The 12,492-nt window shown below is 32.5% G+C and carries 6 protein-coding genes; 2 read left to right on the forward strand and 4 right to left on the reverse strand.

The window, feature by feature from the left end; translation table 11 throughout:
* Window position 1 precedes the first annotated feature (1 nt).
* From MBM09_RS10665 to MBM09_RS10680, 4 genes are all read right to left on the reverse strand, one after another.
* Entirely contained in the window at window positions 2-913 is a 912-nt protein-coding gene (locus tag MBM09_RS10665; RefSeq protein WP_238673713.1) for a patatin family protein, read from the reverse strand.
* Between the two features lie 22 nt (window positions 914-935).
* On the reverse strand, window positions 936-1,841 hold the full coding sequence (locus tag MBM09_RS10670; RefSeq protein WP_238673714.1) for a patatin family protein: 906 nt from the start codon (window positions 1,839-1,841) through the stop codon (window positions 936-938).
* Window positions 1,841-3,844: a M1 family metallopeptidase gene (locus tag MBM09_RS10675; protein ID WP_238673715.1), complete on the reverse strand. Its 2,004-nt coding sequence runs from the start codon at window positions 3,842-3,844 to the stop codon at window positions 1,841-1,843. Before MBM09_RS10675 ends, MBM09_RS10670 begins: the two co-directional genes overlap by 1 nt.
* A gap of 75 nt (window positions 3,845-3,919) precedes the next feature.
* Window positions 3,920-7,597 carry an endonuclease gene (locus MBM09_RS10680; RefSeq protein ID WP_238673716.1) on the reverse strand — a complete coding sequence of 1,226 codons (3,678 nt, stop codon included), beginning with the start codon at window positions 7,595-7,597 and terminating at the stop codon, window positions 3,920-3,922.
* A gap of 235 nt (window positions 7,598-7,832) precedes the next feature.
* Here MBM09_RS10680 and recG point away from each other — a divergent pair, with 235 nt between their 5' ends.
* Together recG and MBM09_RS10690 are read left to right on the forward strand one after the other, a co-directional pair.
* Complete coding sequence (gene recG, locus MBM09_RS10685) at window positions 7,833-9,962, forward strand: ATP-dependent DNA helicase RecG (RefSeq protein WP_238673717.1); 2,130 nt, start codon at window positions 7,833-7,835, stop codon at window positions 9,960-9,962.
* A gap of 230 nt (window positions 9,963-10,192) precedes the next feature.
* Window positions 10,193-12,364, forward strand: a complete 2,172-nt coding sequence (locus MBM09_RS10690; protein WP_238673718.1) for a DNA mismatch repair protein MutS — start codon at window positions 10,193-10,195, stop codon at window positions 12,362-12,364.
* The last annotated feature ends 128 nt before the right edge of the window (window positions 12,365-12,492 follow it).

Consider the following 12,492-nt stretch of genomic DNA (forward strand, 5'->3'; position numbering starts at 1 on the left):
ATTACCCCATTCGTAACTCGCTAGAATTTGCTTCTTTATATTTTTCTTTAGCATAAAAATACCCTTGTTGCCACCACGAAGTCATTAACTTTTTATTGAATATTAATGAATTTTCTGTGAGTTTAGATGGTGTATAATACAAATTCAGTTTTACATCTTTATTCTTTGCTGCCAATTTACCAATGATGATATCGCTACGTTCAACCTGATCTAGCAAATGTCCAAATAAATTAAGCATTAAAGAAAATGGATTTTTACCCAATACTTTGTTGTAAGCCATGTTTTCAGACTCTAAAATAACAGCATCAACTTCTGTAGCACCACGTAAAATAGCTTCTCTTATAGGAACTACACAACCTAAACCACCATCACCGTACTCAAAACCATTCTTTTTTACCAAAGACATAAACGGAATATAATTACATGAAATCCAAATCCAATCACAAAATTCATCGTAGCTAAATTCTTTTATAGATTTATATTCTGCTCTGTTTTTAGACAAGTTTGCGACCGTAACCACTACATCTTCTTTAGTTTCTTTTACTAGCTGGTATTCTTCATAAGTAAAATGCTTTCTTATATGACGGCGTAATGCTTTACTTTCTCCAAAAGTTCGTTTCATCTTTATAAATTGCCAAAGCGTATTTATAAAATCTATAGATACAAACTCTCTATCTCCCTTTTTTCGAAGCACAAATGGGTTAACACTAAAAATATTGTTTTGGTTTACATTCGTAAATACTTGATGAATTTTATCAATCTTTCCAGCAGCTAAATGTGGTACTAGCAAACTTCCAGTAGATGTTCCTAAAAACATATCGTAATTTCTACCTTCTTCCTGTATTAAATATTGAGCGACTCCGCCTGCATAAGCACCTTTACTGCCACCACCTGATATTACTAGTGCTTTCATTTATTAACGTTTAATCTCTGTTTCATTCAGTTTCTATTTGGCTTGTTTCTTCATTGCTGTGTTTTGCAAAATTAAATCCACTTTTCCACCATTTTGTCATTTTTTCTTTATTGAAAATTAATGAGTTTGTTGTTAGAACTGTTGGTGTATAGTAAAAGTTTATAATAGCATTTTGATTATTAGCCACAAACTTTCCTATTCTTATATTTTGACTTTCAATTCTATCGAGCATAAAGCTAAACATATTTGTTAATAATGAAAATGGATTTATAGAAGGCATTCTATTTAGTTGTGTAACTTCAGTTTGCAATATTATAGCGTCAACCTCAGTAGCTCCTCGTTTTATAGCTTCTTCAATAGGTACCATAGCTCCTAACCCACCATCTGCATACTCGCAACCATTCTTTTTTACAAGCGACATAAAAGGTGTGTAATTACATGAAATCCATATCCATTCGCAAAAATCTTCGTAGCTATAATCTTTTATGGATTTATATTCTACTTGATTTAGCGACAAATTAGACACTGTTACTGATACATCTAACTTTCGTTCTATGAGCTCAACATATTCAAGTTCTGTAAATTTTTCTTTTATGAGTGCTTTTAAATTATGGCTTTCTCCAAAAGTCTTACTGCCTTGAAAAAAATTCTTCAATACATTAAAATGATGAATACCAATGGTTTCAACACCTCTTTTCTTTTTTATATTAAACGGGCACACACTAAAAATATCGTTTTGAGTAACGTTGGTGTATACTTCTTTAATTTTCTCAACCTCTTTTAAAGCCAAATGAGAAACTAACAAACTTCCTGTTGATGTTCCTATAAGAATATCGTACTCTTTTCCTTTATTTTCAATAAGATATTGTGCCACACCACCTGCAAATGCGCCTTTACTGCCACCTCCTGAAATAACTAATGCTCTCATTACATTGATTTTATTAACGCTTTAGCAAATTTAGAAAACCGCCAGTTATGATGTTTAGTGGCTTGTTGTAAATTGTCTTTACATACTTCATTACAAGCTTGAATTTGACTTAGATATTGAAAGGCATTTTGACGAACTTCAAAACCATATTTAGGGCTCGTGTAATCTGTGAGTTCATCAAAAAATTGTTTTTTATTTTCAGGCTCAAAATCTTCTGTAATTAATGCTAAAGCCAACCAAAGCATACGTACATTTTTATCACTAAACCCTTGAATATCTTTCGTTTTATTAAAGTATTTATGTCGCTCTTGTGGAAAGTTTTTCCATAAGTTGAATAAAGCAGCTTCAATGGTTATATATGATTTGTCATTTAAAAGGGATTCGTAATCTGTTTTTAATTCTAAAGGTATATCGGTTAAGGTTTTTGCAACTTCTTGCCTAACTTTAATATCGTTAGAACTTAAAACAGATTTAATAAGTTTGTTTTTATTAATAATTGAATCCCTAAACAATTCTCTAAAAGCCATAACCCTTGAAAAACCATCAATTCTAGGATACGTATTACTCCAATTTATATTTGTTTTAGACTTTTCAAAACGAGTTTTGCAACTCAACGTATTTCTTTTCATCTTTTCAACAATTGACATTGTCAATGCTTTCTTCATTAAATAAACATTGAAGAACTCAGAATCGATTAAAAATTTTTGAACAAATTCACTCAAATCCTGTCCGCTAGCCTTTTCAACCTCAACTATAAAATCATTGGTTTCAACAGTTGCAAACTGATGCTTTTCCAAATAGGTTTTTACAGCTTTTTTAAACGCCTCATCTCCTACTTTTTCACGTAAGATATGTAAAACCCAAGCACCTTTTTTATAAAACGTTGTACTGCTCGATTTAGGGTTTAACAAAGAGGTGCTTCCTCCTGCTTTATCTTGTTCTAATAATTCTTGCGCATATTCATATAATCGCCAATAGTAATAATCTTCTCCAAACACCTCACGTTCTGCCAACAAAGCATAATAGGTCGCAAAACCTTCTTGTAACCAATGGTGCTCTCCACTTTTTGCTGTAACCAAATCTCCAAACCATTGATGTGCCAATTCATGTGCATTAACATTTACATAATTTTTATCTACGAAAGCAATGGAATCTATTACAAAACTATCTGTAAAAATAGTTACGCTTGTGTTTTCCATACCTGCGTACAGAAAATCTTTTACCGGAACTTGTTTATAATTTTGCCAAGGATAAGGCACTCCTATTTCTTCTTCTAAAAAATCAAACATGCGTTTGGTATAACGATATGTAGGTTCAAATTTTAATGAATCTTCTGGGTAATAATACATTTCTAAAGGAATACCGTTTTTTGAGTATTCTACTTTCTTATCATATTTACCAACAGCCACAGCAACTAAGTAGCTAGACATTGGTTGTTCCATATCAAATTCCCACAAATTGTAACTTGGGTTTTCTGTTTTTGACACCATTTTACCATTAGAAATTACCTCATACCCTTTTGGTGCAACATAAGTTAAATCGAATTCTATTTTATCGTTTGTATCATCTAAACTAGGGAGCCAATTACTGGTGTATTTTCCTTGACCTTGTGTCCAAATTTGTTTATTACCTCCTTCATTATCCCAATCAATAAAATACATAGCCTTTTTGGGCGAGGCAAAAAACAGAAAATTAAGCTTATAACTTGTAGATGCTTCAAAATCATTATAAATAATAAGCGATTTACCATCATTTTTATAGTTTATCGATTTTTCATTCAATGCAACATTTTGAAACTTCATGTTAATAGCATCTAAATAAATAGAATCTGTGTTTTTTAAAATATCAAACTTAATTTCATAAGAATTAAAAACTGTACTATCTACATTAATTTGATTAAAAAGAATTACAGATTTAACCTTTTTAAAATCTACATATTCAGTTTGTTGAGCATTTACAAAAACACTAAAACAAACCATTAAACATTTAAAAAGTAGCTTCATAAACTATTATCAAAAAAGAAATATAAATAAAAAAGCCGAGTTAAACCCGGCTTTAATAAATATTTAAAATATGTGCTATTGTTTTACAAACTTCTTAGCTACTTTTTCTTCTCCATCTGATAATTCAATAACATACATGCCAGATTTTAGTGAATCTACCGTAATTATTTCGTTATTTAAAACGCCAGATTTTACGCTTTGTCCTAAAAGATTTACTATTCTATAATTAACAAAATCTGAATCTGCATGTATATTTAAAATACTACCAGAAACTGGATTTGGGTATACTGAAAACTCATCAAGCAAACCTTCAGAAGACGTATCCTTAAAGCTAATGTAGTTTAAAGAATTATGGTCTTTATTCGTCTTGCTTGAACCAGATTTAGCAAATACACCTCCATTACCTATAATAGTGATTTGATCTATATAAATATAATCTGAATTACTTGAAGCATCACATTGAATTCTGAATTGTGAATTACTGTTGAAGTTATATGAGGCGCTGTCTAAAGTTATTGAAGCTGCATAGAAATTGTTGTTATTAAAATCTGTTCCACTTACATAGTTTGCAATATCAACCCATGAACTTCCATTGTAATATTTCACAAAGAAATCTTCACCGGTTTCCATGCTATAAGCATAAAAATTGAATTCAAAATCAACCGAATTATACCCTGTTAAATCAAAAGTTTCTGAGGTCATAATAGAAGAACTTGAATCATCTCTTAATCGAATAGAATAATTGCCTTCAAATGAACGCGACCCTGAATAACGAGCACAATCACTTCCGCCGTCTGACCAATTATCCCAACCAGACTCAAAGTAAGCTTCATGCAATACTTCTGGACCAGTTGTTCCCTCAACGGAATGACTTCCTAATCCGTCAAAAGTATCTGTTGCATAAGAATCCCATTCTGATACCGAATATGTTGTTGATGGATTTGAAACACTACTTTTTCTTCTTAAAGTTGTATCTGCAGCAAAGTTTGCTGTACCATTATTAAATATGCCTACAACATCAATTAATACGTCGTTTTTAAATAATCCTACTGGATCATTTCCATTAAAAATTAAGGCATCTGCCGTAGTGGTTACATTAGCAATGTTAGTTATTGTAGTGGTTGCAGAAGTATTTGCTACAACAAATACGCTTTGGTTAGCTATAACTCCAGATAAGTTATAAGCTGCACCCCAAGTACTTCCGCCATTAACATTTCGTTTTAATGAATAACCAGATAAATTTACGCTTGCTCCTGTAAAGTTTGCTATTTCTATCGCTTTATTATTTGAACTTCCTTCTACATATTCTGAAATTAATAATTCGCTTGTAGTTCCACCTCCTGTGTTTTCTAATGTAGTAGCATTAACTGTGGTACTTGCTCCTGATGTGTTTCCTGCTGCATCTTTTGCATAAACTGTAAATGCATATGATGTGTTTGAAACCAATCCTGAAACTGTTATACTTGTATTTACTGAACTCTGATTTAAAATACCGTCAACAAAAACATCATAAGCTACAACTCCAACATTATCTGTTGAGGCTGTCCAAGATAAATCAACTGTTGTTTGGGTAATATTTGTTGCTGATAGATTTACTGGTGTAGATGGCGCTGTTAAATCTAGTGTTGTTCCATTTACCGATGCACTAGATACTGAAACATTTCCAGCTGCATCAGTTGCGTAAACCGTTATCGAGTATGATGTATTTACTGTTAAACCTGTAACTATTGCATTTGTATTTGCTGTACTCTGGTTTAAAATTCCATCTACATAAACACTGTACCCGGTAACACCTACATTATCGGTAGATGCTGTCCAAGTTACACCTATTGTTGTTTCTGTAATATTAGATAAAGCTACATTTATTGGAGCAGTTGGAGCTTCTGTATCACTTACACTTCCTCCACCATCAATGGTATGACTTCCCAATCCGTCAAATGTATCTGTAGCATAAGAATCCCATTCTGATACCGTGTAGGTTGTTGATGGATTTGAAACACTACTTTTTCTTCTTAAAGTTGTGTTTGCCGCAAAGTTTGCTGTACCGTTATTAAATACGCCAACAACATCAATTAACATATCGTTTTTAAATAATCCCACAGGGTCGTTTCCATTAAAAATTAAGGCATCTGCTGTGGTTGTAGCATCGGCAACGTTAATTATCGCTGTAGTTGCAGAATTATTAGCCACAACATATACACTTTGGTTAGCAATTACTCCAGATAAATTATAAGCTGCCCCCCAAGTACTTCCGCCATTTACATTTCGTTTTAAAGTATAACTAGATAAATCTACACTTGCTCCTGTAAAATTTGCTATTTCTATCGCTTTATTATTTGAACTTCCTTCTACATATTCCGAAATTAATAATTCGCTTGTAGTTCCACCTCCTGTACTTTCTAATGTAGTAGCATTAACAGTATTACTTGCCCCTGATGTGTTTCCTGCTGCATCTTTTGCATAAACTGTAAACGCATATGATGTATTTGAAACCAATCCTGAAACTGTTATACTTGTATTTGCTGAACTCTGATTTAAAATACCGTCAACAAAAACATCATAAGCAACAACTCCAACATTATCTGTTGAGGCTATCCAAGATAAATTAACTGTTGTTTGAGTAATATTTGAAGCCGATAAACTAGTTGGTGCCGTTGGAGCTTCAGTATCACCAGATGGTGCATTTGTTGTTTCGGTTACTGTATTACTTGCTCCAGAAACATTTCCAGCAGCATCTCTTGCATATACTACAAATGAATATGATGTACTTGCAGTTAAACCAGTAGCTTGATAACTTGTTGAACTTACTGTTGTAAAATATGAACCTGATTCATAGATATCATAAGCTATTACACCAACGTTATCTGTTGATGCTGCCCAAGACAAATCAATAGTAGTTTCTAAAATATTTGAAGCGACTAAATTCGCTGGTACAGAAGGTGCATCAGTATCACTAGGCGCTGAACCAAATCTATCTTCAGCTTGTGGTCCTCCCCAAATTTGCGTTGCAAAAGCTGGATTATCAATAAATGGGTTTCTATTACCTTGAATATTTTCTAAAATTGGATTTCTTTGATCTTCAAAAGCAGAAACAGGATCTTCAACATTCCATTGTAGAAATAAATCAATCATATTTGCATCTCCACTTACAGGATTGCCTTCACCTACATTTACAGGTAAACATTGGCTTCCGTATCGTAAATACATGTACATCATCATTCGTGCAACATCACCTTTCCATTCGTCCCCTGGATACCAAAAACTTCCAACAATCCCTGCATTACCAGAGCCATCTGTAAATTTTCTGTTGCTTCTTGTAGAATTCCATTGTGTGTCTGATGGTCTTAAATGATGTGCATCAGCTCCAGGGCCTGAAGTTCCTAAATTCGGATTCCCTAACGATTTTGCATAAACATGCTCTCTATTCCAATCACCCACATTTCCTCCGTTCATATTAACACCTCTAGTTCTGTCTGATTTAGGATCACCATCATTATCATTATATCCATAAATCAATAACACTTTGCTATTATCATTGGGATCTAAATCTGTTTGCTTTAAGGCGTCCCAAACACCGGGTGTGTATGATAAAAAAGTGGCGTGTGTACTTATTATTTTTGTAGCCAACTCATCTTGTAAAGATTGTCCGGTTTGGTTTAAATTCACATCATTGTAATAAGATGGAATTTGTGAAATACCCAGAAAAGGAATAAGAAAGAGGGTAAAACAAAATAGTAGTTTTTTAATTTTCATGTAGTTAATGTTAAAAAAGTTATGCTTAAAATTTAATAAAATTGAATTGGCCTAAATTTATAACTAATGATCAAATTTGAATTGCGGAAAACCCGTAGCTGCATTTTAAAACAGGCACTTAACCCAATAAAATTGAGGGGTTTCAACTTATAATTTTTTATTAACAATTTATCTTTAACAAAGTCATTATCCTTTTAAATAATAATTTCAATTATTAAATTTATATTCGTTAATTATGAATACCAATCTTCAAACTCCCATAGATTACTTAAAAGGTGTTGGCCCAAATAGAGCCGATTTGCTTCGTAAAGAGTTAGGTATTCACACCTATCAAGATTTAATTAATTTATTTCCAAATCGTTACATCGACAGAACTCAGTATTACAAAATCAATCAACTGCAACAAAATAATGCCGACGTACAAGTAATTGGTAAAATAATTGAATTTAAAGAGGTGGCTCAAAAGCGTGGAAAACGCTTAGTAGCTACTTTTCAAGATGATACCGGTACGATGGAATTGGTATGGTTTAGAGGACAAAAATGGATTCGCGAAAACCTAAGATTAAACAAACCTTATGTAGCCTTTGGAAAAACCAATTGGTTTAGTGGTAAATACAATATGCCACATCCTGAATTAGAATTATTTGAAGACCACAAAAAAAGTATTCGTTCTGCGATGCAGCCTATTTATCCTTCAACAGAAAAATTATCGAATAAAGGTATTTCAAACAGAGTGATTATTAAAATCATGGAACAACTGTTTATTGAAACTGGAGGAAAATATACCGAGACCTTATCAGAAGGTCTAAGAGCAGAATTAAAATTAATAAACAAAAGTTCTGCGTTATTCAACATTCATTTTCCAAAGAGTCAAGAGTTACTTGCTAAAGCTCAATTTCGATTAAAATTTGAAGAATTATTTTATATTCAGCTGCAGTTAATTATTAAAAATTTAATTCATAAATCAAAAATTAAAGGCTTTCCATTTGAAAAAGTTGGTGACTATTTTAACACCTTTTTTAATGAACATTTACCCTTTGAATTAACCCATGCACAGAAACGTGTTTTAAAAGAAATTCGTGCCGATTTGGGCAGTAATGCACAAATGAATAGGCTTTTACAAGGCGATGTAGGTTCTGGCAAGACCATAGTCGCCCTAATGTCAATGTTAATAGCACTTGACAATGGTTTTCAAGCCTGTTTAATGGCTCCGACTGAAATTTTGTCAGTTCAGCACTATAACGGATTGTTAGAAATGTGTAATAATTTGAATATCAGCATTTCACTACTAACAGGTTCAAGTAAAACTTCAGAAAGAAAAAAAATTCATGAATCTTTAGAAAATGGCGAATTACAAATACTAATTGGTACTCATGCTTTACTTGAAGATAAGGTGAAATTTAAAAATTTAGGGCTTGCAATAATAGACGAACAACATCGATTTGGAGTCGCACAAAGAAGTAAATTATGGCATAAAGGAAGTTCTTCCGGGGAGGTTGGTGGGGCTTTTATCCCTCCACATGTTTTAGTCATGACCGCTACTCCTATTCCACGAACCTTAGCCATGTCTGTTTATGGCGACTTGGATATCTCTGTAATTGATGAATTACCACCAGGAAGGAAATCGATTAAAACAGTGCATCGCTATGATAAAAACAGACTAAATGTTTTCAGGTTTATTCGAGATGAAATAAAAAAAGGCAGACAAGTATACATTGTTTATCCGTTAATTCAAGAAAGCGAATCTATGGATTATAAAGATTTAATGGATGGCTATGAAAGTATTGCCAGAGACTTTCCTATGCCAGAATACCAAATCTCTATTGTTCATGGAAAAATGAAACCTGCCGATAAAGAATATGAAATGCAGCGCTTTGTTAAAGGTGAAACACAAATTATGGTTGCCACAACGGTTATTGAAGTTGGTGTAAATGTACCAAATGCATCTGTAATGATTATTGAAAGTGCAGAACGTTTTGGTTTATCGCAATTACACCAATTACGAGGTCGTGTGGGTCGTGGTGCCGAACAAAGCTATTGTATTCTAATGACCGGGCATAAATTAAGTAACGATAGTAAAACCCGCTTAGAAACCATGGTTAGAACCAATGATGGTTTTGAAATTGCCGAAGTAGATTTACGTTTACGCGGACCCGGAGATATTATGGGTACACAGCAAAGTGGTGTATTAAACTTAAAAATAGCCGACATCATCAAGGATAATAACATTCTTGAACATGCCAGATATCACGCAAAACATATTTTAAAAATAGATCCAACACTATCGCTTCCCGATAACAAAGTGATTTTAAATACTTACAAACGATTAAGTAAATACAAGAATATCTGGAATTATATAAGCTAAAAAGCCCAATCATATTTAATGATTGAGCTATTTAACTGTTTGTAGTTTGATAGATGCTTATTGACTTATTTAAAAGTAATACAAATTAAACACCACTTTGTTAGGGTTTTGTTAAACAATATCATAACACTGTTAATTAACTAATTATTAAGAACACTTTAACAGTGTAAAACTTCTTAATTAGAATGTTTAACTTTGCATTTCTTTTATCAAGATGCTATAAAATACGAATGATTCATATTCACGAAAAAACATTACAAGATTTAGAGTTTCAAACGGTTTTACAACAAGTAAGCGAACATTGTGTAACGCCTTTAGGAAATGAAAAAGCATTACAAATTTCTCCTTATAAAACAAAGGAAGACCTTAATATTGCTTTAAAATTAACCAACGAATATCTCTCCTCATTTTATAACGATAATAGAATACCAAATCATGGTTTTGACCCTATAACTAAAGAATTAAAGTTATTACGTATTGAAAATACTTATTTAGAAGTTCATGGTTTAAAAAAAATTGTGTCAATGTCGTTAACCGTTAATGATATTGTAACATTTTTAAAGAAATTTGAAGAATATTACCCAAACCTTTATAGCTACGCATCTCATATAGAGGTTACCAAAGTAATTATTGAAAAAGTAGATGGTAATGTTGACCGTTTTGGAGATATTAAAGACAATGCATCGTCGCTTTTATTAGAATTAAGGCAATCTATAAACAAAATTAAAGGTAAAATAAATGCAAGTTTTACGAGCGCTTTAAACACCTATCATAATCTTGAATATTTAGATGATATTCGAGAGTCTGTGGTAGATAACAAACGGGTTTTAGCGGTAAAAGCTATGTATCGTCGTAAGGTTAAAGGAGCCATAATGGGTGGTAGTAAAACTGGTAGTATTGTTTACATAGAACCAGAAACCACGCTTCAATACTCAAGAGAGCTCAATAATCTAGAATACGAAGAACAAGAGGAAGTTATTAGAATTTTAAAAGAAGTAACCAATTTTATTCGTCCGTTTTTACCTTTACTTCATGACTATCAATCCTTTTTAATTGATATAGATGTGATTTCTGCGAAAGCGAAATACGCCAAATCTATGAATGCTATTCTTCCGGAATTTTCAGAAGAAAAAAGCATGTTTTTACGAGACGCTTATCACCCACTGCTCTACTTAAATAACTTAGAAAAGAAAGAAAAAACCTTTCCGCAGACTATAGAACTCAAACAAGATAGTAGAATAATTGTTATTTCTGGACCTAATGCTGGTGGAAAAAGTATTACTCTTAAAACAGTTGGTTTACTGCAAGTCATGTTACAAAGTGGTATATTAATTCCTGTTCATGAACGTAGTAAAGTGTGTTTATTTGATAGAATTTTAAGCGATATTGGTGATAATCAATCTATAGAAAACCACTTAAGCACCTATAGCTATCGTTTAAAGCAGATGAATTACTTCTTGAAAAAGTGTAATAAAAACACACTTTTTTTAATTGATGAATTTGGTACAGGTAGTGATCCTGAGCTTGGTGGCGCTTTAGCTGAAACCTTTTTAGAAGAATTTTACCATCGTGAAGCCTTTGGCATTATAACAACGCACTACTCCAACCTAAAAATATTAGCAAACGAGTTACCATATATGCTTAATGCCAATATGTTGTTTGATGAGCGTACTTTAGAACCACTTTTTAAACTCGTTATCGGTCAAGCCGGAAGTAGTTTTACTTTTGAAGTGGCACAGAAAAACGGTATTCCTTATAGTTTGATTAATCGTGCTAAAAAGAAGATTGAACGCAGTAAAGTACGTTTTGATGCTACTATTGCTAAACTTCAAAAAGAACGTTCCAGACTAGAAAAAACAGGACAGTCTTTAAAACAGAATGAAAAGAAGAAACTTGAAGAGGCCGATAAACTTGAGGAAATTAATTTAAAAATTCAAAAGAAGTTAGAAAGCTATCAAGAGTTGTACGACAGCAACCAAAGACTCATTTACCTAGGACAAAAAGTAAACGACCTTGCCGAAAAATACTTTAACAACAAGCAAAAACGCGAACTTATGGGCGAGTTATTTAAACTTGTTCAAATTGAAAACTCTAAACGTAAAAAAGTTTCAGCTAAACTAAAAAAGCAAGAAAAAGCTAAAGAAAAACAGGTAAAACAAGAGATTGAAAAGAAGGTTGAAGTCATTAGAAAAAAGAAAAAGACCGAGAAAGCACTTAAAGCTAAACAACCTCCAAAACCAAAACCTGTTTTAAAAGTTGGTGATCACGTACGTATGGAAGATGGACGAGCTATTGGTAGTATAGACAAGATTGAAAAAAACAAAGCCGTTGTTAACTACGGTATGTTTACCACAAATGTTAGTTTAGAGCAATTAGAACTGGTTGAAGCTGTAAAAAAGTAACATTAACCTCTAAATTTTAGGTGGACAAAAAGGGGACATTCCATTTTAATGGCTTCATCACTTAATCAGGACAACAGCAATTCTAACAGTAAGAGTGTATTTTTAAATAACTGATTTTCAATTATTTA

It is taken from the genome of Flaviramulus sp. BrNp1-15, assembly GCF_022259695.1.
Classification (GTDB): Bacteria; Bacteroidota; Bacteroidia; order Flavobacteriales; family Flavobacteriaceae; genus BrNp1-15.

Bases quoted from the DNA above. Each gene is read 5' to 3' on its own strand.
- MBM09_RS10670 (WP_238673714.1), bottom strand. From the start codon at position 1,841: ATGAGAGCATTAGTTATTTCAGGAGGTGGCAGTAAAGGCGCATTTGCA.
- MBM09_RS10675 (WP_238673715.1), bottom strand. From the start codon at position 3,844: ATGAAGCTACTTTTTAAATGTTTAATGGTTTGTTTTAGTGTTTTTGTA.
- MBM09_RS10690 (WP_238673718.1), top strand. From the start codon at position 10,193: ATGATTCATATTCACGAAAAAACATTACAAGATTTAGAGTTTCAAACG.
- MBM09_RS10665 (WP_238673713.1), bottom strand. From the start codon at position 913: ATGAAAGCACTAGTAATATCAGGTGGTGGCAGTAAAGGTGCTTATGCA.
- recG (WP_238673717.1), top strand. From the start codon at position 7,833: ATGAATACCAATCTTCAAACTCCCATAGATTACTTAAAAGGTGTTGGC.
- MBM09_RS10680 (WP_238673716.1), bottom strand. From the start codon at position 7,597: ATGAAAATTAAAAAACTACTATTTTGTTTTACCCTCTTTCTTATTCCT.